The organism is Bradyrhizobium sp. Ses1 (genome assembly GCF_059512365.1).
Map to the genome: position 1 here is coordinate 1 of NZ_JCAMOQ010000070.1, position 21,737 is coordinate 21,737.

A 21,737-nucleotide genomic window follows, 5' to 3' on the forward strand; every position below is an offset into this window, starting at 1 on the left:
GGAAAGCCGGAATGCTTCGGTTGAACCTGTGGTCCTACCCCCGTGCTTTTTGTTGCACGGGACCCACGGGTGCAACCTGCACCCGGCTTTCCCTGCGCCCTCTGTTCGATGAGAGGGTGGAACGAGATGCAAACCTCGGGCACATCATGCCGCGAGAATGCGGAAGCACGTTCTTTCCTCACACTCCACCGTCATGCCCCGCGAAGGCAGGGGATGGATTCACGGTTGAAGTGCAACGATTGATTTGAGTTCGGAGAATGCCTCAGCGGGGGTTTTGAAGTCCAGACATTTGCGTGGGGTGTTGTTGAGGCGGCGAATGTGCCGCTTGAGGTCAGCTGGGGTGATGAGGTTGAGGTCGGTTTTGCGCGGCAGGACGCGTCGTAGCCGGCCGATGAAGTTTTCGACGCCGCCTTTTTGCCAGGGGCTGTGGGGATCGCAGAAGAAGGTTTGGAGGCCGAGGGTTTGGTGAAGCCTGTGATGCTCGGCGAACTCGTTCCCGTTGTCGAAGCTGATGGTTTGGCGCATCGCCGCCGGAACCTTGCCGAGCTGACGCGTGATGGTTTGAGCGGTGAGAACAGCCTTTCGATCGGGCGGGCGGTGAACGATGTTGAAACGGGTTTGTCGTTCGTGGAGAACCAGCAAGCCTTGACCGCATTTGGCGAACAGCATGAAGTCCGCCTCCCAATGGCCCGGCGTTCCGCGGCCCTCGATCTCAACGGGTCGTTCGGCGATCGAGCGTCGGTGCTTGATGACGCTGGCGCGGCTGCGTCCGCGTCGCCCGCGTATTTTTTTGTGACGCGGCAGCAGACGATACCAGTAATCCTTCTGGGCTGTTCGATGATAGATGAAGCGATAGATTGACTCATGGCTGATGATCACGCGACCATGTTCCAGCGCCAGTCGGCCAGCGATCTGCTCGGGGGAATGTCCCATCGCAAGGCCTTTGCCCACGCGGTCCCGCAGGTGCGGCTGGCGCGCCAGCTTGAAGCGGCAATCCCACCGCCGCCGGCGCTCGGCCAGTTGCTGCGCCCGGACAGGCTCGTAGCCGCCCGCCCAAACCTTGGTGGGCCGGGAGTTCCGTCGAAGTTCGCGACTGATCGTCGATGGCGCCCGGCCAAGTGCGGACGCAATTTGGTTTTGAGATTTACCGCCTGCATGCAGGCGGTAAATCTCAATGCGCTCATCGAGGCTGAGCTGGCCGTAACACTGTCCCATCGCCGCAACACCCTAGCAGGTGTTGCACTTGTGTCGTGAACCTAAGGGGCATCCAGTATCCGGCGGCCTCTCGGCTCAAGCACGACCGCCTCTGGAATACTGGATCATCCGCCAGAGCCTGTCATCGGGCGGCCATTCGGCCGACCCGGTGGCGGACGACGACAGCGGAGAGCTGTTTGACAAATCAGGAAGCCTCCCGCGTCATTGCGAGCATAGCGAAGCAATCCATAGCGCCGCTTGTGGAGACGTGGATTGCTTCGCTGCGCTCGCAACGACGACGGAAAGAATCGTGACGAGCAATAGGGAGCTAAACCGGCAATCTGTTCTGCTGCGCCAACTCCTTCAACGACGTCTGCGGGCGCGCGCCGATGTGCTGGATCACCTCTGCGGCTGCGAGCGCGCCGAGCCGACCGGCATTCTCATAGCCGGCATCGCGGACGAGGCCGAACATGAAGCCGGCGGCGAAGAGATCGCCCGCGCCGGTCGTATCCTCCAGCCGCTCGATCGGGAATGCCGGCACGGCGGTAACGCCGTCCTTCGCTGCCACCACGCAGCCTTTCTCGCTGCGGGTGACGACGCCGAGTTTCGCATCGACGCGGAACTGCTTCAGCGCGCTGTCGAAATCGGCGGTCTGGTACAACGAGCGCAGCTCGGCCTCATTGGCGAACACCAGATCGACCGTGCCTTTGCGCATCAATTCGAGGAATTCGTCGCGATAGCGATCGACGCAAAAGGAATCCGACAAGGTTAGCGCGACCTGGCGGCCTGCGGCATGCGCGATCGTTGCCGCCTTGACGAAGGCTTGCTTGGCGCTCGCGGGATCCCAGAGATAGCCTTCGAGATAGACGATGCGGGACGCCGCGATCTGCGCTTCATCGATATCGGCCGGTGTCAGATCTTGCGCGGCGCCGAGATAGGTGTTCATGGTGCGCTCGCCATCCGGCGTCACCAGGATATAGGAGCAGCCGGTGGCGGGGCCATCGGTGGCGGGCCTGGTCTCGAATGCGACGCCCGCGGCGCGGATGTCATGGGCATAGAGCCGGCCGATCTGATCGTCCTTGATCTTGCCGACATAGGCCGCACGGGCGCCGAAATTGGCGACGCCGACAATGGTATTGGCCGCCGAGCCCCCGGACATCTCGGTCGCTGGGCCCATGTCCTGGTAGATCGCGCCGGCGCGGGCCTCGTCGATCAGCGCCATGCTGCCCTTGGCCATGCCGTGACGACTGAGGAACGCCTCGTCGGTCCTCACCAGGACGTCGAAAATTGCGTTGCCGATCCCGAGAACGTCATATTTTGCGTCGGCCATTATCCATCCTTCGAGCGATTGAGAAGGCTGCGCCGTACCAGATCAACATGGCGCCAGCAAGCCAGGTGGCTGTTATATAGAAGTCATATGATCCGCTCTTTCCTCACCGTCTCCTCGGGAACGCTGGCCTCACGGCTGCTCGGCTTTGCCCGCGATTCCATCATCGCGGCGCTGCTGGGCGCCGGCGCGGTTGCCGATGCGTTCCTGGTTGCCTTTCAAATGGTCAATGTGGTCAGGCGGCTCCTGACCGAGGGCGCGCTGAACGCCGCGCTGATACCGGCGTGGCTCCGCCTGCGCGAGACCGAAGGCGCAGCGGCCGCCGCGGCCTTCGCCGGTCGCGTGCTCGGGACCATCAGCGCCGCGCTGATCGTGGCGTCGGTCCTGATCGGCTTGCTGATGCCGCTGGTGATCGCGGCGCTGGCGCCGGGATTTGTCGGCCGCGAAACGCTGGACCTTGCCGTCAACAATGCGCGGCTGATGCTGCCTTATCTCGCCTTCGCCGGACCCGTCACGGTCATGATGGGGCTCATGAACGCGCAAGCGCGCTTTGCGCTCACCGCATTCTCGCCGCTGCTGTTCAACATCGCGCTGATCGCGGTCATGGCCGTGCTGCTGACATGGCGGGGGGACGCCGCGCATGCCGCGGTGGTCGTCGCGGCGACCGTCGGCCTTGCGGGACTTCTGCAATTGTCGATCCTCGTGCTGCGCGGCGGCCGCGCGGCAACGCCGCTCCGCATCTCCTTCGACAAGGACATGCGCGGCTTCCTCGGCAAGGCCGTCCCCGGGATGATCGCAAGCAGCGCGCCGCAATGGCTGATGGTGGCGGGCGCCGTGATCGCCTCCAAATCGCCGTCGGCCGTCTCCTGGCTTTATTTTGCCAACCGCCTGATCGAACTGCCGCTCGGGATCGTCGGCGTCGCCATGGGCACGGTGCTGATCCCGGAAATGACGCGCGCGCTGCACAGCGGTGACCGAAACGCCATCGCGCGCGTGGAATCGCGCGGCCTGGAATTGGCGGTCGGACTCGCTTTGCCGGCGACGCTTGGCCTCATCGTATTGAGCGACCCGGTGGTGCGGATCCTGTTCGAGCACGGCGCGTTTGCCGCGCATGACGCCACGGCCACTGCGCATGCGCTGACCTGGCTTGCGCTCGGCCTGCCCGCGCATGTGCTGGTGAAAGCGCTGTCGCCGGCCTTCTTCGCCCGCGAGGATACCCGCACGCCACTCCTGGGCGCGCTGACCGCCATTGTAGTGGCGATCGTCGCCGCGTTCCTGCTCCGCCACTCTTTCGGCACGCGCGGCATTGCTGCCGGCATCACGCTGGGAGCCTGGAGCAACGCGCTCTATTTGATCCGGAAGGGCGGCGCGACATTCGGCTTCGCGATCGATACGGAGGCCCGCGATCGGCTCCCGCGCATCTGCGTGGCGGCGCTCGCCATGGGCGCGCTGCTGTGGCTTCTGCAGGAGTTCGCGCCGCTGGCCGCGGGATCGCGCGGGCCCGTGCAGGCCGTGCTGCTGTTCGTGGTGATTTTGGCCGCCATGGCGAGCTATGGCCTGTTCCTGAAGCTGTTCGGCGTGATCGGCTGGCGCGAGGCAGTCGCCGCGATCAGGCAAAACCGTCCCGCCTGACTTGCGCCGATAGCTCCAAAATGGCAAACGACCCCGCCGAAGCGGCATTTTCCGGGAATTGACACCATGGCGTTCGTGGAACGGGTTTTTTCAGGCGTCCAGCCGACGGGCAATCTGCACCTCGGCAATTACCTCGGCGCCATCGTCAACTTCGTCAAGCTGCAGGAGACGCACAATTGCATCTACTGCGTCGTCGACATGCACGCGATCACGCAGGGCGTTGATGTCTGGGGCGGCCCGGCGGAGCTGACGCGCAACACCCGCGAGGTGACGGCGGCGTTCATTGCGAGCGGCATCGACCCGAAGAAGCACATCGTCTTCAACCAGAGCCAGATCGCGGGCCATGCCGAACTTGCCTGGATCTTCAACTGCGTCGCCCGCATCGGCTGGCTGAACCGGATGACCCAGTTCAAGGAGAAGGCCGGCAAGGATCGCGAGAACGCTTCCGTCGGTCTCTACGACTATCCGGTGCTGATGGCGGCCGACATCCTGCTCTATCGCGCGACCCACGTGCCTGTGGGTGAGGACCAGAAGCAGCATCTCGAGCTGTCACGCGACATCGCACAGAAGTTCAACAACGACTTCGGCGACTCGATCCGCGGCCACGGCCTTGCCGACGGCCTGTTCTTCCCGCTGCCCGAGCCGCTGATCACGGGACCGGCGACGCGGGTGATGAGCCTGCGCGACGGCACCAAGAAGATGTCGAAGTCGGAACCCTCTGATAATTCGCGCATCAACCTCACCGACGATGCCGACACCATCGCGCAGAAGATCCGCAAGGCGAAGACCGATCCGGAGCCGTTGCCATCAGAGGAAAAGGGGCTGGAGGCCCGGCCCGAAGCCGACAATCTCGTCGGCATCTACGCAGCGCTCGCCGGCATCAGCAAGCAGGCCGTGCTGAAGGATTTCGGCGGCGGCCAGTTCTCCAGCTTCAAGAACGCGCTGGTGGACGTTTGCGTTGCGAAACTGTCGCCAATCGCGGCCGAAATGAAGCGGCTGGTCGCCGACCCCGGCCATGTCGATCAGATCCTGGTCGACGGCGCCAACCGCGCCCGCGTGATCGCCGATGAAACCATGCGCGCCGCGAAGGACGTCGTCGGCTTCATCCGGCAGCGATAGGCGATCAACATCGATTGCTCTCGCACCCTCTCCCAAAAGCCGAGGGGGTGTGGCAGCATAAGTCTGCTTGGCAATAATGCACCGGGACATGCATGACCACCCAGCGACGAAGCTACGAATCTGGTCACAAGCCGAAATGCCTTGTCATCGTTGACGACAGCGCCGAATGGGACCGCGCCGTCTACTACGCCAGCCGCTGGGCGATCCGGGTCGGCGGCGGCGTCGTGATGCTGCGCGTCATCGAGACCGAGGACCAGAACCAGCAATGGCTCGGGGTGGCCGACATCATGCGTGCCGAGGCCGAGGAAGCGGCAAACGAGGCGCTCGACCGCGCCGCCGGGCGCGCCAACGGGATTGCCGCGATCACGCCCGAGCGGGTGATTCGCGAGGGCGATCCAACCGAGCAGGTCCTCGACGTCATCGACAAGGACGAGGACATCTCGATCCTGGTGCTGGCGGCCAATCCGGGGCCGGAAGGCCCGGGTCCGATCATCACCACCATGGCCAAGATCATGGGCGAGTTCCCGATTCCCGTCACCATCGTGCCCGGCGGACTGACCGACGAAGAGATCGATTCGCTATCGTAACCCCTTGATCAATCGTCGGAACCGACGGTTCCCGCCTTGATCCGTGCGTTCGCCGTCGCCATCTGCTAAGGGAACCCCACGCGCCGGCCTTGAACCGGCGACGCCGGAGAAAACAAATGTTCATCCAGACCGAAGCTACTCCCAATCCCGCCACCCTGAAGTTCATTCCGGGCCGCACCGTGCTCGCGAGCGGCACCATGGAATTTGCGACACCTGAAGCCGCCGTCCGCTCCCCGCTCGCCGAACGGCTGTTCGCCGTGCCCGGCGTCACCGGCGTGTTCTATGGCTCCGACTTCGTCACCGTGACCAAGGCCGACGGCGACTGGCAGCATCTGAAGCCCGCAATCCTCGGCGCGATCATGGAGCACTACATGTCCGGCGCGCCGCTGCTCGCCGACGGCAGTGTCGATGGCGACGATTCGCTCGATGAGGAAGACGAGTTCTTCAATGACGAAGATGCCGACACCGTCGCGCAGATCAAGGACTTGATCGAGACGCGGGTGCGGCCTGCGGTCGCCAATGACGGCGGCGACATCACCTTCCGCGGCTTCAAGGATGGCGTCGTCTATCTCAACATGAAGGGCGCCTGCTCCGGCTGCCCGTCCTCGACCGCGACGCTGCAGCACGGCATCCAGAATCTGCTGCGGCACTTCGTCCCCGATGTGGTCGAAGTCCGCCCGATGTAAGGAGAGCGAATAGTGAGTGGCGAATGGCGAATAGGGATCGCGCCTGACCATCCATTCGCCATTCGCCAATTGCCATTCGCTCCATGATCATTCTCGCCATCGATACGGCGCTCGACGCCTGCTCTGCCGCCGTGCTCGACACCACCGCGAGCAAGCCGCTCGCGCTGGAATCGCAACCGATGAAGCGCGGGCATGCCGAAGCGCTGATGCCACTGATCGCGCGGGTGATGAAGCAGAGCGGCATCGCCTTCGTCGCGCTTGATCGCATTGCCGTCACCACCGGTCCCGGCAGCTTCACCGGACTGCGCGTCGGCCTGTCGGCGGCGCGCGGCATCGCGTTGGCCGCCAGCAAACCCGTCGTCGGCGTCACCACGCTGACCGCTTATGCCGCGCCTGTCGTCGCCGAGAACGGCGAGCATCCGATCATCTCCGCGATCGATGCGCGGCATGACCATGTCTATTTCCAGGTGGTGAGCGGCGACGGCAGCCCGCTGGTCAAGCCGAAGGTGGCGCCGGTCGAGCAGGCGATCAAGGCCGCGCAGCTTGGCACACCGCATCTGGTCGGCAATGCCGCAAAAATCCTCGCCGACCGCTGGCCGGCGGAGACGGCGCCGCCGTTCAAGATCGATACCCAGGCCGCGCCCGACATCACCTGGGTCGCCTGGGTCGGCGCGGCCGTCAGCCCCGAAGCGGCGCCGGCGCGGCCGTTCTATCTGCGCGCGCCGGACGCAAAGCCGCCGGCCAATCCGCTGCTCGACATCGCGCAATCGACCGCGTCATGATGGCCTGGCTTTCCGAATGGCTCAGCCGCGGCACGCCGGCGGTCGAAGCCGCGACTGTGCGCGATGCACCGCGTTTGGCGCAGCTACATGGCGCCTCGTTTCATCGCGGCTGGGGCGAAGGCGAATTCGAGGCAATGCTCGCCGAGCGCAACACGCTGGTGCATCGGCTGCGGCTCGGGCGCAAGATCATCGGCTTTGCAGTATCGCGGATCGGAGCGGACGAAGCTGAAATCCTGTCGATCGCGATCGATTCCAGCCAGCGCGGCCGCGGCCTGTCGCGCAATTTGTTGCTGACGCATCTGGGCCATCTTGCTGGCCGTGGCGTGCGCACTGTTTTCCTCGAGGTGGAGGAAAATAACCAGCCGGCGCGACGGCTCTATGAACGGGCCGGGTTCGCCGTCGTCGGTCGCCGTGAACGCTATTACAAGCAGCCCGGTGGGGAACATTTGAATGCGCTTCTGATGCGCCGTGACTTGTCGTAACATGCGGGCAGTGGCAGAACAGTCCTGCCCTGCCCCTCCAGGCTGAAGAAACATGGCTCCGCTGAAAACCTCGTCTGCGATGAAGAACACCGGCATCGAGGCGCGCTGCGCCGCGACCGGCATGCGCATGACCGAGCAGCGCCGCGTCATCGCGCGCGTGCTGGCCGAATCCGTGGATCATCCTGACGTCGAGGAACTTTACCGGCGCTGCGTTGCGATCGACGACAAGATCTCGATCTCGACCGTCTACCGCACCGTAAAGCTGTTCGAGGACGCTGGCATCATCGAGCGCCACGACTTTCGCGAGGGCCGCGCGCGCTATGAGCAGATGCCCGACAGCCATCACGACCACCTGATCAATTTGCGCGACGGCAAGGTGATCGAATTCACGTCCGAAGAGATCGAGAAACTGCAGGCGGAGATCGCCCGCAAGCTCGGCTACAAGCTGGTCGACCACCGACTCGAACTGTATTGCATCCCGCTGGACGAAGATAAATCGTAGTCTGAATTGAATCCTGATCTCATCATCTTCGATTGCGACGGCGTCCTGGTTGACAGCGAAGTCATTTCGTGTCGCGCGCATGCCGAGGTCCTGACGCGTCACGGCTATCCGATCACGTCGGAACAGGTGTTCGATCGTTTCCTCGGTCGCTCGACACGACAGGCCAATCTCGAAATCGAGGCCGAACTCGGCCGCAGCCTTCCAGATGATTATCACACGCACTTGCAGGACGAGCTGTTCCGTTCCTTTGAGGCCGATCTGCAGGCGGTGCCGCACATTCACGCCGCGCTCGACCGGATCGCGCAGCCCGTTTGCGTGGCGTCCAGCGGCTCACCACAACGCATGCGCGTCAGCCTTGGTCGCACCGCCCTCTACGAACGATTTGCACCGAACATCTTTTCAGCCCTGCAGGTCAAGAACGGCAAGCCGGCGCCCGATCTCTTCCTGTTCGCGGCCGGGCAGATGAAGGTGGCGCCCGAACGCTGTCTCGTGGTCGAGGACAGCCTCCCCGGCATCACAGCCGCCCGCGCCGCCGGGATGGCGGTGCTCGGCTTCTGCGGCGGCAGCCATTGCAGGCCCGGCCATGCCGAGACGCTGCGCGCCGCCGGTGCCACAATGACCTTTGCGGACATGCGGGAACTGCCCGGGCTGATCGAAAACGGTGCAATCGTCGCCGCAACCTGAGCCATCATTCCGGGATTGTCCGAAGGACCAGACCCGGAATCTCGAGATTCCGGGTTCGATGCTGGCGCATTGCCCCGGAATGGCGGGCCCAAAAGCTGGATTTTGACGGCTTTAGGCTATATTTGAGCCCTGCGCCCCGATGCGCTCCTTTCCACCCCAAGCAGGTTCCATGACGCCGCCGCGCAAGCTGCACATCAAATCCTATGGCTGCCAGATGAATGTCTACGATGCGCAGCGCATGGTGGATACGCTGGCCGGCGAGGGTTTTGTCGAGACGGCAAACGCCGACGAAGCGGATCTGGTGATCCTCAACACCTGCCATATCCGCGAGAAGGCCTCGGAAAAGGTCTATTCCGAGCTCGGGCGGCTGCGCGTGATGAAGGACGACGCCGCGCGCCAGGGGCGCGACGTGAAAATTGCGGTCGCAGGCTGCGTTGCGCAAGCCGAAGGCGAGGAGATCATTCGCCGCGCGCCGACCGTCGACGTCGTGGTCGGTCCCCAGAGCTACCACCATCTGCCGCAACTGCTGAAGCAGGCGAAAGCGGAAGGCCGCGCGCTGGAGACCGAATTCCCGGTCGAGGACAAGTTCGGATTCTTGGCCCCGCCGAAGCCCGACGCGATCCGCTCGCGCGGCATTTCAGCTTTCGTCACCGTGCAGGAAGGCTGCGACAAGTTCTGCACCTTCTGCGTCGTGCCTTACACGCGTGGCGCAGAAGTCTCGCGTCCCGTGACGAGGATCATCGAGGATGTGGCGCGGCTTGCCGATAACGGCGTGCGCGAGATCACCCTGATCGGGCAGAACGTCAACGCCTATCACGGCGAAGGGCCGGATGGACGAAGCTGGCCGCTCGGCAAGTTGCTTGAGCGGCTTGCCGCCATCCCCGGCGTGCTGCGCCTGCGCTATTCGACCAGCCATCCGCGCGATGTCGAGGACAGTCTGATCGAGGCGCATCGTGACCTGCCGGCGCTGATGCCGTTCGTGCACCTGCCGGTACAGTCCGGTTCGGACCGAATCTTGGCAGCCATGAACCGCAAACATACCGCCGATGATTACCGCCGCGTCATCGACCGATTTCGTGCGGTACGCCAAGACATTGCTTTTTCTTCGGATTTCATTGTCGGCTTCCCCGGCGAAAGTAGGGAAGATTTTTCTGCGACCCTCGCGCTTGTCATGCAAATAGGGTACGCTGCGGCTTATTCGTTCAAATATTCGCCGCGGCCCGGCACGCCGGCGGCGGACATGCAGGAGATGGTGCCAGCGGCGGAAATGGACGAGCGATTGGAGCGCCTCCAGAACTTGATCGACAGCCAGCAATCGGCCTTCAACAAGGCTGCGATCGGCACCACGGTCGATGTGCTGTTCGAACGCGCCGGGCGCAATCCCGGCCAGATCGTCGGCCGTACTGCCTATCTGCAGCCCGCGCACGTGATGGCATCATCGGACATCGTCGGGAAAGTCCTGCCGGTCAGGATCGACAGCCTTGAGCGCTACAGCCTGCTCGGCGAGCTGGCCCCGCGTCATGCGCGGCCTCAGTCATCCGCTCTTTCGCAGACGACCATTGGAGCCTGAACCCTTGCCAAAAAGCGCATCGGATTCACCATCGCTTGCTCCCAGCCGCAAACCTGACCGCGACATGCCGATCCCTCCAGAGACCCAGGTTGTCATCGACTTCGACGACAACCGCGCCGCATCCGCGCTGGTCGGCCCTTATGGACAGAATCTGGCGCAGGTCGAACGCCGGCTCGGCGTCGTCGTTGACTCCCGCGGCAACCAGATCACCATCGCCGGTTCCCGCGACGGCTGCGACGCCGCACGACGCGTACTGGAGACGCTCTATGGCCAGGCAACGCAAGGGCATGATCTTTCGCAAGGCGACGTCGAAGGCGCGATCCGCGCCGTGATCGCGCAGGGCTCGCTGTTCGAGTTCGACGCCAAGACCGCAAAGCCCTCGTTCGAGACCATCAACTTACGCAAGCGCCCGGTGCGGGCACGCACCGCCGCGCAGGATTCCTACATCCGCGCGCTGAAGCGGCACGAGCTGGTGTTCGGCGTCGGGCCTGCCGGTACCGGCAAGACCTGGCTTGCGGTCGCCTATGCCGCGCAATTGTTCGAGCGCAAGGAAGTCGATCGCATCATCCTGTCGCGGCCCGCGGTGGAGGCCGGCGAACGGCTCGGCTTTCTGCCTGGCGATCTTCGCGAGAAGGTCGACCCCTATCTGCGGCCGATCTATGACGCGCTCTATGACCTGATGGATGCGCGCGTCGTCGAGCGCGCACTGCAGGGCGGCGAGATCGAGATCGCGCCGCTTGCCTTCATGCGCGGCCGCACGCTGACCAATGCCGTCATCATCCTGGATGAAGCGCAAAACACCACCTCGATGCAGATGAAGATGTTCCTGACGCGGCTCGGCGAGAACAGCCGCATGATCGTCACCGGCGACCCCTCGCAGGTCGACTTGCCACACGGCCAGGCCTCCGGGCTGGCAGAGGCAGTGAGCCTGCTGGAAGGCGTCGAGGGCATCGCGCAGGTGCGCTTCACCGCGGAGGACGTGATCCGTCACGAATTGGTGGCACGGATCGTCGCCGCCTATGAGGGATTGCCACAACGGCAAGTCGCCGCCAAATCTTGATGTCATGAGCCGGCCTCACGGACCTGCCGCAAGCGGGTTCCGGCCGCAACCACAACGCCTAGAAACAACAACTTTTTGGAACGACAGTGTCTTCCGCCTTCCCCGCTACCGAGGTTCTGGTCACAGCCGATTGCTGGCAGACCGAGCCTGATACTGAAGCGGTGATCCATCGCGCCATCGAGGCCGCCGCCGAAATCACCGAGGCCGACGTCGGCGAGGCCGAACTGGCAGTGATGCTGACGGATGATTCCGGAATTCGGACGCTGAACAACAATTGGCGCGGCATCGACAAGCCGACCAACGTGCTGTCGTTCCCGGCGTTGCAGCCAAAGGGCGCTCAGGGGCTGGACGATGCCCCGCGCATGCTCGGCGATATTGCGATCGCCTATGAGACGACGCGCAGGGAGGCGGACGAGGAGCAGAAGCCGTTCGACCATCATTTAAGCCACCTCGCGGTGCACGGTTTCCTGCATCTGATCGGCTACGACCACGAAAACGACGACGACGCCGAGCAAATGGAAAATCTCGAGCGCGAAATCCTCGCGCAGCTCGGCATTCCCGATCCGTATGCGGACCGGGAGCGGATGGACTGAAATGGCGGACTCCGAACCTACCCACGACAATCCGCGCGATGTGCGCAACCTGCCGGCCGTGGTGCCGGAGGAGGCACAGCGTCCCGCAGCGGAGGGCTGGCTGCTGCGTGCGATCCGCACCTTGTTCGGCTGGAAGGCAGGATCGGTTCGCGACGACCTGCAGGTGGTGCTCGATGCGTCAACGCCCGATGACGTGAACTTTTCCGCCGTCGAGCGGACCATGCTGCGCAACATTCTCAATCTGCATGAGCGGCGTATCGCCGACGTGATGGTGCATCGCGCCGACATCGTCGCCGTGAAGCGCGACATCCCGCTCGGCGAATTGATGAGCCTGTTCGAAAGCGCCGCGCATTCGCGCCTCGTGGTCTACAACGAAACCCTCGATGATCCCGAGGGCATGGTGCACATCCGAGACCTGCTTGCGTTCATGACCGCAAGAGCGCGCGTCAGCGACGCCGGCAAGACGCGGCGCAAGAAGCCGCTGCCCGCCGGCCTCGACCTGCGCGCGGTCGATCTCGCGCTGCCGCTTCATGAAGCCAGCATCATCCGAAAACTTCTTTATGTGCCGCCGTCGATGCGCGCGATCGACCTCTTGGTGCAGATGCAGGCCACGCGTATTCACCTGGCGCTGGTGGTCGACGAATATGGCGGCACCGACGGATTGGTGACGATCGAGGACCTCGTTGAGGAAATCGTCGGCGAGATCGACGACGAGCACGACAGCGATGAGCCGCCGTCGATCGTTCGCCAGCCGGATAACTCGTTCATTGCCGACGCGCGGGCGAGCCTCGATGATGTCCGCTCGGTGATCGGCGAAGACTTCGTCACGGGCGAAGCCGGCGAGGAAGTCGAGACGCTCGGCGGCTATCTGGTGTCGTTTGTCGGCCGCGTGCCGGTCCGCGGCGAATTGATTTCCGGGCCCGGCAATTTCGAGGTCGAAGTGCTCGACGCCGATCCGCGACGGGTCAAGCGCGTGCGGATCGCAACCCGCAAGGAACGCAACGTCCCGCGCAAGGAGCGCGAGAGCCGTCGCCGCAGCGAGGCCGCGCCCGATGCCAGCCCTCAGGCCGATGCCAGCCCGCAGGCCAACGACACCGCGCCTCCGCCCTCCGGCGACGGAGCCGCTCCGCAGTGAGGGTTTCCGATCAACTCCGCGCGGCCGGGCTTTCGATCATCCTGACCTGGGGATGGAAGCGCGCCGTCATCGCACTCCTCGCCGGCGCCCTATCCTCGCTCGCGATGGCGCCGTTCAACGCCTGGCCGATCCTGTTCTTGACCTTCCCGGTCGCGGTCTGGCTGATTGACGGCGCAGGCGCCGGAAAGTGGCGCGGCATCCCGGCGGCGGCAATCTCCGGCTATTGGTTCGGGCTCGGCTACTTCGTGCCGGGGCTTTACTGGATCGGCTATGCCTTCCTGGTCGATGCGCAGACCTTCGCCTGGCTGTTGCCGTTTGCGATACTCGGCCTGCCGGCCTATCTGGCACTGTTTCCCGCGCTCGGCTTTGCGCTGGCGCGCCTGCTCTGGACTCCCGACGGCTTCCGCGTGCTGGCGCTGGCAGCGAGCCTGACCATCGCCGAATGGCTGCGCGGTCATGTGCTATCAGGATTTCCCTGGAACGCCTTCGGCTATGCGCTGTCAGAACCACTGGCGCTGGCGCAGACCGCGTCGCTGATCGGGCTCTGGGGCATGACGTTCCTCAGCCTCGCAATCTTCGCAAGCCCGGCCGTCTTGATCGATGGCAAATCATCCAACCGAAAGCTGTGGCGGGTGCCGGTCATAGCGCTGGTCGTTCTCGCGGCCATGCTGGTTTTCGGCGCGGTGCGGCTGTCGCGGCTGCCGACCACCATGGTCGCCAACGTCAAGCTGCGCATCATGCAGCCCAACCTGCAGCAGGACGTCAAATTCAACTACGCCGCCAAAGCGGAGGTGATGAAGAAATATCTGACGCTGTCCGATCGCGCTTCCGGCCCGCAATCCACTGGTGTGCGCGATGCGAGCATCCTGATCTGGCCAGAATCGGCGTTTCCGTTTTTCCTGACGCGCGAGGCCGATGCGATGGCACAGATCGCCGAGCTCCTGCCCCAAGGCACCGTGCTGATCACCGGCTCGGTGCGCGCCCCGGATCTGCCGCCAGGCGTCCGCATCACGCGCGCCTATAATTCGATCTATGTGATCGACCACGACGGCAGCGTGCTGTCGGTTTACGACAAGCTGCACCTGGTGCCGTTCGGCGAATATCTGCCATTTCAGGACCTGATGGAAAAGCTCGGCTTCGTGCAGCTCACCAAGGTCCATGGCGGATTCATCGCCGGCCAGCGACGTCGCGCGCTTGACATCCCAAATGCGCCGCGCGCACTGCCGCTGATCTGCTACGAGGCGATTTTCCCTGATGACATTGACATCCACGACGACCGGCCGGGCTGGATCATCAACGTCACCAATGACGGCTGGTTTGGAATCTCGACCGGCCCCTACCAGCATCTACAGCAGGCGCGGCTGCGCGCGATCGAGGAGGGCCTGCCCGTTGTTCGCGCAGCGAACACCGGCATCTCCGCGGTCATCGATCCGGCGGGACGGATTGTCGCAGAACTTGGCCTTGGCATCGAAGGCGTGCTCGATGCCAGATTACCGGCTGCCATCCCGCCGACGCTATATGCACGTTTCAATGACATTCCCGCGGCGATCATTCTGTTCGTCGCATTGTTGCTTGTGGTCGCACGGCGTGTTGCCCGGCGCAATTCTTGACGCCTGCGGGCTCTCGATGGTTGCTTGCGCAATGAAAAATTCCGCTGGTGTGATTCCACCAGTTGACAGAACCACCGCGTCATTCGCATTCTATCGTTGCAAGCCGAAACTGAAATCCTGCCAGCACAGTAGCTCAAATTGTCCGCATTCGTCCTCGATCCTCCCGCAGGATTTTGACGATACCGGCGCCTGGGGCATACTCCATACCCGTTTTGCCTCATTCGCCGGGCGCGTAGTCCTTCCAGGAGAGTCCGAAGATGTCTACCAAAGCGCCCAATCCTGTTGACAAATATGTCGGCAGCCGTGTCCGCATGCGGCGGATCATGTTGGGCATGAGCCAGGAAAAGCTGGGAGAAAAGCTCGGCCTCACCTTCCAGCAGATTCAGAAATATGAGAAGGGCACCAACCGCGTCGGCGCCAGCCGGCTGCAGCAGATATCCGAGATCCTGCAGGTGCCGGTCTCGTTCCTGTTCGACGGCGGACCGAGCGGCTCAACAACCCCGGAAGGCTTCAGCGAAGGCGCTTCGCCCAGCTACGTTTCCGACTTTCTCGCAACCTCGGAAGGGTTGGCGCTGACGCGCGCCTTCACGCGCATCGCCGACGCCAAACTCCGCCGCAGCATCGTCGAGCTGGTCGAGCAGATCGCCGCTCGCGAAGGCCCCGACAAGCGTTGATCGGCGTCGTCATTCCTGCGACATGGCGATTGACGCGCCCGCCGGCGCGGGCGCATGACGTCGGTTCAATCGTTCTTGGATCATGATCCGATTAGACCGAATCGGATCATGATCTCACCTCTTTGTTTGAGCATGATCTTCCCACGCAAACGCTTCGCGTTAGTCCCGAGGGAAAATCGGTTTCCACTTTTCCGGATCATGCTCCAGATGCCGGCGCGCCAATGACAACGACATCATTTAATCCTGCGGAGATTCTCGACGGCATCCGCCGCTGGGTGGAGATCGAAACGCCGACAGAGGCGCCCGAACAGGTCAACAAGCTCGCCGATCTCGTCGCCAAAGGCTATCGCAGCCTGCCGGCCACCCTCGAGCGAATCGCCGGCCAGAACGGATGCGGCGATCATCTCGTCGCACGCTCGGCCTGGGGCCAGGACGCGCCGGGAATCCTGGTGCTGAGCCATCTCGATACGGTGCACCCTCTCGGATTCATCCAGCGCCTGCCTTTTTGCATCGACGGCGACAGCGCCTTCGGTCCCGGCATCTATGACATGAAGGGCGGTGCCTATCTCGCCTACCACGCCTTCAGGGAAGTTTGCGCCAATGGCGCGCGGGCGCCGCTCGGCGTGACCCAGCTCTACGTTTCCGATGAGGAGATCGGCAGCCCGACCTCGCGGGCGCTGATCGAAGCCGAGGGCCGCAAAGCCAAATATGTGCTGGTGACCGAGCCGGCGCGCGACGGCGGCAAGATCGTCACCGGGCGCAAGGGCGTCGCGCGCTTCGAGATCTTCGTCAAGGGAGTGCCCGCGCATGCCGGCACGCGCCCCGAGGACGGCCGCAGCGCGATCCGCGAGCTCGGCAACATCATCCAGACGCTGGAGGCGATGAACGATCTGGCGCGCGGCGTCACCGTCAATGTCGGCGTGGTCAAAGGCGGCACCAAGCCGAACGTAATCGCGGAAGAGGCCTATGCCGAGGTCGACATGCGCGTGCCGACGATTGCCGACGCCGAAGAGCTGGTACCAAAAATACTTAATTTGAAATCGCGGACCGACGGCGTCAGCGTGCGTGTGGTCGGCGAATTGAACCGGCCGCCTTATGAGAAGACCAACGCCGGCGCGGCGCTCTACGAGCACGCCAGGGCGCTCGCAGCCGAGATCGGTTTCGACCTCGTCGACACCTCGACCGGCGGCGGCTCCGATGGCAATTTCACCGCGCTGCATACGGCGACGCTCGATGGCCTCGGCGTCGACGGCAAGGGCGCGCATACCCATTACGAGCAGATGTATATCTCATCGATCGAGCCGCGCGCGCGGTTGCTGCATCGGCTGTATCAGACGCTGCGATGATGACGCCTTCCCGCGATCAGGAGCGCGACGCGCATGCGCAAGGCTCGTTCTTCGGACGGCGCAAGGGCCACAGACTGCGCGCCCATCAGGCCGACCTGATCGAGCATCTGCTGCCGCATCTGGCGCTCGACATCGCAACCCCGGCGCCGGCCAGCCTGACCGAACTGTTCGATGACAACATCGAGGACGTCAGGCTCGAGATCGGATTTGGCGGCGGCGAACATCTCGCCGCCGAGGCCCGCGCGTTTCCGAATATCGGCTTCATCGGCTGCGAGCCCTATGTCAACGGGATGGCCAAGATCCTGACCCAGATCGAGGCGCACAATATCGGCAACATCCGCCTGTTCGCAGGCGACGCCGCCGAGCTGCTCGCCTGGGCGCCGTCAGGGTCGATGCGGCGCATCGACCTGATCCATCCTGATCCCTGGCCGAAGCGACGGCACTGGAAACGCCGCTTTGTCCAGGATGTCACCGTTGCAGCAATGGCGCGCATCCTCAAAGCAGGCGGCGAATTCCGCTTCGTCAGCGACATCGACGATTACTGCGCCTGGACGCTATGGCACCTGATGCGCTCGCCCGATTTCAATTGGCTGGCTGAACGCGCCTCGGACTGGCAGGCTCCCTGGCCCGACTACACGATGACGCGCTATGGCGCCAAAGCCGAGCGCGAGGGACGCAAGGCGACGTATCTGCGGTTTCGCAGAATTTGACGCGCGTCATTCCGGGGCGCGCGCAGCGCGAACCCAGAATCCATTGGGCCACCTGCACACGCGGCGAAATGGATTCCGGGCTCACGCTGCGCGTGCCCCGGAATGACGGCGTGGTCGCAATGACAAGGAGAGGGACTACCGCGTCTTCCAGAAGTCCACGACGCGCTGGGCGGTGGAGGGCATCAGGCGGGTGAAGTTCAGCCGCGCGCTCTCGATATCGGCTGGCGACGGCACGCGGTTGGGGCCGAGCCGGAGCAGGATCAGCGCGCGCACGGTGGCCCATTCGAGACCGATGGTCTTGCCCGCGATCAGAATCGGATCATAGCGGTCGCCGGTGATCAGGCGATCGAGCGTTGCGATCTTGACGCCGGTCATCGCGGCCAGCGCGCACACCGCTTCCTCGTATTTGAACGACTTGGCGAAATCGAGCAGCGCGATTTCGTTCAATTGATTGGCGTGATGCAACGCGAGGATCGTGCGCTGGGCCGGCGTGAAATCGCGTGCGCTGTCAACCTTCTCGCTCATGCCGTTGAGCTCGCTGATCGCCTGCTTGATCGCGGCCTGCCGCTCCGGCTTGACCACGTCGAACAGGCGGCGGCGGACGATCTCGACGGAGCCTGCCACCAGCGTCTTCAACTGCTCGGGCGACAGATCCGCGCGCTGACCGACGGCAAGCGTCAGCACGCTGTCCTGGCTGGCGCGCCGGATCAGCGTCGAATAGCCGCTCGTCGAGAATTCGGCGCCGGCATTGCCGGCCGCGCGCCTGACAACGTCGCGATCGCCGCGGCGGACGATGACGTCGGTCAGATCGGCCGAGAGCGTCGGCCGTTCCGCCATCGCCAGCAGATGCTCCTGCCCCTTCGCGCGCGCGATTTCGACCAGGACCTGCTCGTCGATGACAGGCGACCGGCGCAAGAGCGGTCCTGCGATCGCGATCTCGTCCTCGCGCGCAAGCTGCCCGATCAGGCTGCGCGGCGCATTCGACAGCAGCGACAGGCGTTCGGCGAGCTGCGCCCGCGCGTCGCGCCCGGCATGGGGGACGAGGCTGGTCAGGACGCCGTCGAACAGATCGACATGGTCGGTACTGAAACTGGCCGCCCCCTGCAGGAACAGTTCGCCGATCCGGCGCGCGGCGTCGGCACGGCGCCCGGGGTCACCGGTGCGGACGATCTCGTCGAGTTCAGGGATCAGCGCAGTCGCTGTCGTCGTCATAAGCCTACCCAAACCGGCCCGCCGTGCCGGTTTTTGCGGCGCAATCTAGGTGGCGTTCGTGAACGAAGCGTTAGACATTCGCACCCAACTTTCCGATAGCGCAAATTTGCTCAGCAACGGCCTCTGGCCCTTGCCGGGCGGGCGGAAAAGCGCTATATCAGCAGCGACTTAAAGTTCTCATACGATCCGTATTGAGGGTGGGCCCTTCCGGACCCGCTCTTTTTTATTACCCGAACGAACCCGGCTGAGCCTGGTCCGCTTTGGGTAGCGCAACCAGAGCATGAACCCGAACAGCGGATGCCTGTTGTCCGCAAGGATCATGCTCAAACACGAGAGATAAGATCATGGGCCGATCAGCGTGATCGTATCATGATCGGACACCGGTCTAGGGCCGGCTAACCAATAAGACCGACAGCTCAAGACGTATCTTTGACCCTCGATATGACCGATCCAACCGCTGGTTCCGTCAATGCCGAATTGCTCGCCGAGCCGCGGCTCGTGGTCGAGCCCGGCGCCGCGGCGCGCGTGTCGGCAGTTGCCACCCCGGTCCTGCAGGGACTGGGCTACCGCCTGGTGCGCATCAAGATCACCGGCGATGCCGGCTGCACCGTCCAGATCATGGCGGAACGGCCGGACGGCTCGATGCAGATCGAGGATTGCGAGGCGATCTCGCGGGCGCTGTCACCGGTGCTCGACATCGCCGATCCCATCGACCGGGCCTATCGGCTGGAGATCTCGTCGCCGGGCATCGACCGCCCCCTGGTGCGGCGGTCGGATTTCGAGCGCTATGCCGGCCACCTCGTCAAGATCGAGATGGCGGTGGCGCATCAGGGCCGCAAGCGGTTCCGCGGCATCCTGAATGGTGTCGAGGGCAACGCGGTGCGCCTACATCGGGATGACACACGCGAGGGCGAAGATGCACAGACCTTGCTGGTGATGGAAGACATCGCCGAAGCAAGGCTGGTGCTGACCGACGAGCTGATCGCCGAATCGATGCGGCGCGGCAAGGCTCAAGAGCGCGAGCTGCGCCGCGAATTGGGGCTGGCCCCGCCACAACCCGCGCATGCGAAAAAAAGCGATCCGAGCAAGAGCCATAAGCCGAAACAAGGGACCGGCAAGAAGCCGGCCCCGAAGAACACCAAACAACACCGCCTCGCCGCCGAACGGCTGCGCCGGGGCGAGACCGAGCCTGACGAAGGAGACTAGCCATGGCAGTCAGCGCCAATCGACTTGAACTGCTGCAGATCGCCGACGCCGTCGCGCGCGAAAAATCGATCGACCGCGGCATCGTGATTGCCGCGATGGAGGACGCCATCGCGAAAGCGGCGCGCGCCAGGTACGGCAGCGAGACCGACGTCCACGCGGAGATCGACCCCAAGAAGGGCGAGCTCCGCCTGTCGCGCCACATGCTCGTGGTCGACGTGGTCGAGAATGCCTCCAACCAGATTTCGCTCGCCGACGCCCAGCGCGCCAATCCCGGCGCCCGTGTCGGCGACACCATCGCCGACACGCTGCCGCCGCTCGAATACGGCCGCATCGCTGCGCAGTCGGCCAAGCAGGTGATCGTGCAGAAGGTGCGCGAGGCCGAGCGCGACCGGCAATACCAGGAATTCAAGGACCGCATCGGCGACATCGTCAACGGCGTCGTCAAGCGCGTCGAATATGGCAGCGTGATCGTCGACCTCGGCCGTGGCGAGGCCATCATCCGCCGCGACGAGATGCTGCCGCGCGAAGTGTTCCGCAACGGCGACCGCGTCCGCGCCTATATCTTCGACGTCCGCCGCGAGACGAGGGGCCCGCAGATCTTCCTGTCGCGCACCCATCCGCAATTCATGGCGAAGCTGTTCGCGCAGGAAGTGCCCGAGATCTATGACGGCATCGTCGAGATCAAGGCAGTGGCCCGCGATCCCGGCTCGCGCGCCAAGATCGGCGTGATCTCGCGCGATTCGTCGGTCGATCCGGTCGGCGCCTGCGTCGGTATGCGCGGTTCGCGCGTGCAGGCCGTGGTCAACGAATTGCAGGGCGAGAAGATCGACATCATCCCGTGGTCGCCCGACATCGCGACCTTCGTCGTCAACGCGCTGGCGCCCGCCGAAGTCGCCAAGGTTGTGATCGACGAGGACCGCGAGCGCATCGAGGTCGTGGTGCCCGACACCAACAACCAGCTTTCGCTGGCGATCGGCCGCCGCGGCCAGAACGTCCGCCTCGCCTCGCAGCTCACCGGCTGGGATATCGACATCCTGACCGAGCAGGAAGAGTCCGAGCGTCGTCAGGCCGACTTCGAGAATTCGACCCGCGTCTTCATGGAGGCGCTCAATGTCGACGAAGTCGTCGGCCAGCTCCTGGCGTCGGAAGGCTTCACCTCGGTCGAGGAACTGGCGCTGGTGGATGTGAAGGAACTCGCCGGCATCGAAGGCTTCGACGAGGAAACCGCGACGGAACTGCAGAACCGCGCCAGGGAATATCTGGAGCAGCTCGAGGCCGAGCTGGAAGCCAAGCGCAAGGAACTCGGCGTCGAGGATGCCATGAAGACGGTCCCCGGCATCACCGCGAAGATGCTGGTCAAGCTCGGCGAGAACGACGTCAAGACCGTCGAGGATCTCGCCGGCTGCGCCACCGACGATCTGGTCGGCTGGACCGAGCGCAAGGACGGTGGCGAACAGACCAAGCATGCCGGGTTCCTCGACGGGATCGATATCTCCCGCGAGGACGCCGAGGCGATGATCATGCAGGCCCGCGTAAAGGCCGGCTGGATCACCGAGGCCGACCTCGCCAAGCAGAATGCCGAGGCGGAAGCCGCCGAAGAACCGACGGCGTAAGGAGATGGCCCGC

The 21,737-nt window shown here is 64.0% G+C and carries 21 protein-coding genes; 18 read left to right on the forward strand and 3 right to left on the reverse strand.

All coding sequences use genetic code 11. The features are described 5' to 3' along the window. Nucleotides 1-219: 219 nt before the first annotated feature. Nucleotides 220-1,215 carry an IS30 family transposase gene (locus AC5ZG5_RS41580; protein WP_456644235.1) on the reverse strand — a complete coding sequence of 332 codons (996 nt, stop codon included), beginning with the start codon at nucleotides 1,213-1,215 and terminating at the stop codon, nucleotides 220-222. A 307-nt stretch (nucleotides 1,216-1,522) separates the two neighbouring features. Then, nucleotides 1,523-2,524, reverse strand: a complete 1,002-nt coding sequence (locus tag AC5ZG5_RS41585) for an adenosine kinase (RefSeq protein WP_456644234.1) — start codon at nucleotides 2,522-2,524, stop codon at nucleotides 1,523-1,525. 87 nt (nucleotides 2,525-2,611) lie between these two features. Between AC5ZG5_RS41585 and murJ the strand changes: the two genes are divergently transcribed. The 16 genes from murJ (at nucleotide 2,612) to AC5ZG5_RS41665 (ending at nucleotide 17,693) form a co-directional block, all read left to right on the forward strand. Then, on the forward strand, nucleotides 2,612-4,153 hold the full coding sequence (murJ, locus tag AC5ZG5_RS41590) for a murein biosynthesis integral membrane protein MurJ (protein WP_456644233.1): 1,542 nt from the start codon (nucleotides 2,612-2,614) through the stop codon (nucleotides 4,151-4,153). 66 nt (nucleotides 4,154-4,219) lie between these two features. Further along, a complete protein-coding gene (gene trpS, locus AC5ZG5_RS41595; RefSeq protein WP_028168416.1) occupies nucleotides 4,220-5,272 on the forward strand; it encodes a tryptophan--tRNA ligase in 1,053 nt (350 codons plus the stop codon). A 92-nt stretch (nucleotides 5,273-5,364) separates the two neighbouring features. Next, a complete protein-coding gene (locus AC5ZG5_RS41600) occupies nucleotides 5,365-5,859 on the forward strand; it encodes a universal stress protein (RefSeq protein ID WP_028168417.1) in 495 nt (164 codons plus the stop codon). Between the two features lie 116 nt (nucleotides 5,860-5,975). Further along, the gene (locus AC5ZG5_RS41605) at nucleotides 5,976-6,545 is read left to right on the forward strand and encodes a NifU family protein (protein WP_028168418.1); all 570 of its coding nucleotides are present in this window, start codon (nucleotides 5,976-5,978) and stop codon (nucleotides 6,543-6,545) included. A gap of 83 nt (nucleotides 6,546-6,628) precedes the next feature. Then, nucleotides 6,629-7,327: a tRNA (adenosine(37)-N6)-threonylcarbamoyltransferase complex dimerization subunit type 1 TsaB gene (gene tsaB / locus AC5ZG5_RS41610; protein ID WP_130227488.1), complete on the forward strand. Its 699-nt coding sequence runs from the start codon at nucleotides 6,629-6,631 to the stop codon at nucleotides 7,325-7,327. Continuing rightward, on the forward strand, nucleotides 7,324-7,809 hold the full coding sequence (gene rimI, locus AC5ZG5_RS41615) for a ribosomal protein S18-alanine N-acetyltransferase (RefSeq protein ID WP_456644232.1): 486 nt from the start codon (nucleotides 7,324-7,326) through the stop codon (nucleotides 7,807-7,809). Before tsaB ends, rimI begins: the two co-directional genes overlap by 4 nt. 52 nt (nucleotides 7,810-7,861) lie before the next feature. Beyond that, the gene (locus AC5ZG5_RS41620; RefSeq protein WP_456644231.1) at nucleotides 7,862-8,311 is read left to right on the forward strand and encodes a Fur family transcriptional regulator; all 450 of its coding nucleotides are present in this window, start codon (nucleotides 7,862-7,864) and stop codon (nucleotides 8,309-8,311) included. Between the two features lie 6 nt (nucleotides 8,312-8,317). After that, nucleotides 8,318-8,995 (forward strand): HAD family hydrolase, encoded by a 678-nt coding sequence (locus AC5ZG5_RS41625; RefSeq protein WP_456644230.1) that lies wholly within the window; start codon nucleotides 8,318-8,320, stop codon nucleotides 8,993-8,995. Between the two features lie 169 nt (nucleotides 8,996-9,164). After that, on the forward strand, nucleotides 9,165-10,565 hold the full coding sequence (gene miaB, locus AC5ZG5_RS41630) for a tRNA (N6-isopentenyl adenosine(37)-C2)-methylthiotransferase MiaB (RefSeq protein ID WP_130227490.1): 1,401 nt from the start codon (nucleotides 9,165-9,167) through the stop codon (nucleotides 10,563-10,565). 4 nt (nucleotides 10,566-10,569) lie between these two features. Continuing rightward, entirely contained in the window at nucleotides 10,570-11,625 is a 1,056-nt protein-coding gene (locus tag AC5ZG5_RS41635; RefSeq protein ID WP_035692414.1) for a PhoH family protein, read from the forward strand. An 86-nt stretch (nucleotides 11,626-11,711) separates the two neighbouring features. Then, nucleotides 11,712-12,218 (forward strand): rRNA maturation RNase YbeY, encoded by a 507-nt coding sequence (gene ybeY, locus AC5ZG5_RS41640; RefSeq protein WP_130227491.1) that lies wholly within the window; start codon nucleotides 11,712-11,714, stop codon nucleotides 12,216-12,218. Nucleotide 12,219: 1 nt separating this feature from the next. After that, nucleotides 12,220-13,353, forward strand: a complete 1,134-nt coding sequence (locus AC5ZG5_RS41645; protein WP_246755960.1) for a hemolysin family protein — start codon at nucleotides 12,220-12,222, stop codon at nucleotides 13,351-13,353. After that, entirely contained in the window at nucleotides 13,350-14,963 is a 1,614-nt protein-coding gene (gene lnt / locus AC5ZG5_RS41650; RefSeq protein ID WP_456644229.1) for an apolipoprotein N-acyltransferase, read from the forward strand. The genes AC5ZG5_RS41645 and lnt overlap by 4 nt, the downstream gene beginning before the upstream one ends. Nucleotides 14,964-15,220: 257 nt before the next feature. Beyond that, complete coding sequence (locus tag AC5ZG5_RS41655) at nucleotides 15,221-15,637, forward strand: helix-turn-helix domain-containing protein (RefSeq protein WP_028168428.1); 417 nt, start codon at nucleotides 15,221-15,223, stop codon at nucleotides 15,635-15,637. A 221-nt stretch (nucleotides 15,638-15,858) separates the two neighbouring features. Beyond that, entirely contained in the window at nucleotides 15,859-16,983 is a 1,125-nt protein-coding gene (locus tag AC5ZG5_RS41660; protein WP_456644228.1) for a M20 family metallopeptidase, read from the forward strand. Next, nucleotides 16,980-17,693, forward strand: coding sequence for a tRNA (guanine(46)-N(7))-methyltransferase TrmB (locus AC5ZG5_RS41665; protein WP_456644227.1), 714 nt, complete (start codon nucleotides 16,980-16,982; stop codon nucleotides 17,691-17,693). The genes AC5ZG5_RS41660 and AC5ZG5_RS41665 overlap by 4 nt, the downstream gene beginning before the upstream one ends. 135 nt (nucleotides 17,694-17,828) lie before the next feature. On the opposite strand, the gene AC5ZG5_RS41670 is transcribed toward AC5ZG5_RS41665, so the two are convergent. After that, nucleotides 17,829-18,905 (reverse strand): DUF2336 domain-containing protein, encoded by a 1,077-nt coding sequence (locus tag AC5ZG5_RS41670; RefSeq protein ID WP_456644226.1) that lies wholly within the window; start codon nucleotides 18,903-18,905, stop codon nucleotides 17,829-17,831. 441 nt (nucleotides 18,906-19,346) lie between these two features. On the opposite strand from AC5ZG5_RS41670, the gene rimP reads away from it, so the two are divergent. Next, nucleotides 19,347-20,111: a ribosome maturation factor RimP gene (gene rimP, locus AC5ZG5_RS41675; RefSeq protein ID WP_456644225.1), complete on the forward strand. Its 765-nt coding sequence runs from the start codon at nucleotides 19,347-19,349 to the stop codon at nucleotides 20,109-20,111. A 2-nt stretch (nucleotides 20,112-20,113) separates the two neighbouring features. Further along, entirely contained in the window at nucleotides 20,114-21,724 is a 1,611-nt protein-coding gene (gene nusA / locus AC5ZG5_RS41680) for a transcription termination factor NusA (protein ID WP_456644224.1), read from the forward strand. Nucleotides 21,725-21,737: the final 13 nt, after the last annotated feature.

Bases quoted from the DNA above. Each gene is read 5' to 3' on its own strand.
- rimP (WP_456644225.1), top strand. From the start codon at position 19,347: ATGACCGATCCAACCGCTGGTTCCGTCAATGCCGAATTGCTCGCCGAG.
- AC5ZG5_RS41600 (WP_028168417.1), top strand. From the start codon at position 5,365: ATGACCACCCAGCGACGAAGCTACGAATCTGGTCACAAGCCGAAATGC.
- AC5ZG5_RS41660 (WP_456644228.1), top strand. From the start codon at position 15,859: ATGACAACGACATCATTTAATCCTGCGGAGATTCTCGACGGCATCCGC.
- AC5ZG5_RS41655 (WP_028168428.1), top strand. From the start codon at position 15,221: ATGTCTACCAAAGCGCCCAATCCTGTTGACAAATATGTCGGCAGCCGT.
- AC5ZG5_RS41585 (WP_456644234.1), bottom strand. From the start codon at position 2,524: ATGGCCGACGCAAAATATGACGTTCTCGGGATCGGCAACGCAATTTTC.
- rimI (WP_456644232.1), top strand. From the start codon at position 7,324: ATGATGGCCTGGCTTTCCGAATGGCTCAGCCGCGGCACGCCGGCGGTC.
- trpS (WP_028168416.1), top strand. From the start codon at position 4,220: ATGGCGTTCGTGGAACGGGTTTTTTCAGGCGTCCAGCCGACGGGCAAT.
- nusA (WP_456644224.1), top strand. From the start codon at position 20,114: ATGGCAGTCAGCGCCAATCGACTTGAACTGCTGCAGATCGCCGACGCC.
- AC5ZG5_RS41605 (WP_028168418.1), top strand. From the start codon at position 5,976: ATGTTCATCCAGACCGAAGCTACTCCCAATCCCGCCACCCTGAAGTTC.
- tsaB (WP_130227488.1), top strand. From the start codon at position 6,629: ATGATCATTCTCGCCATCGATACGGCGCTCGACGCCTGCTCTGCCGCC.
- murJ (WP_456644233.1), top strand. From the start codon at position 2,612: ATGATCCGCTCTTTCCTCACCGTCTCCTCGGGAACGCTGGCCTCACGG.
- AC5ZG5_RS41665 (WP_456644227.1), top strand. From the start codon at position 16,980: ATGATGACGCCTTCCCGCGATCAGGAGCGCGACGCGCATGCGCAAGGC.
- AC5ZG5_RS41670 (WP_456644226.1), bottom strand. From the start codon at position 18,905: ATGACGACGACAGCGACTGCGCTGATCCCTGAACTCGACGAGATCGTC.
- AC5ZG5_RS41620 (WP_456644231.1), top strand. From the start codon at position 7,862: ATGGCTCCGCTGAAAACCTCGTCTGCGATGAAGAACACCGGCATCGAG.
- AC5ZG5_RS41645 (WP_246755960.1), top strand. From the start codon at position 12,220: ATGGCGGACTCCGAACCTACCCACGACAATCCGCGCGATGTGCGCAAC.
- AC5ZG5_RS41580 (WP_456644235.1), bottom strand. From the start codon at position 1,215: ATGGGACAGTGTTACGGCCAGCTCAGCCTCGATGAGCGCATTGAGATT.
- miaB (WP_130227490.1), top strand. From the start codon at position 9,165: ATGACGCCGCCGCGCAAGCTGCACATCAAATCCTATGGCTGCCAGATG.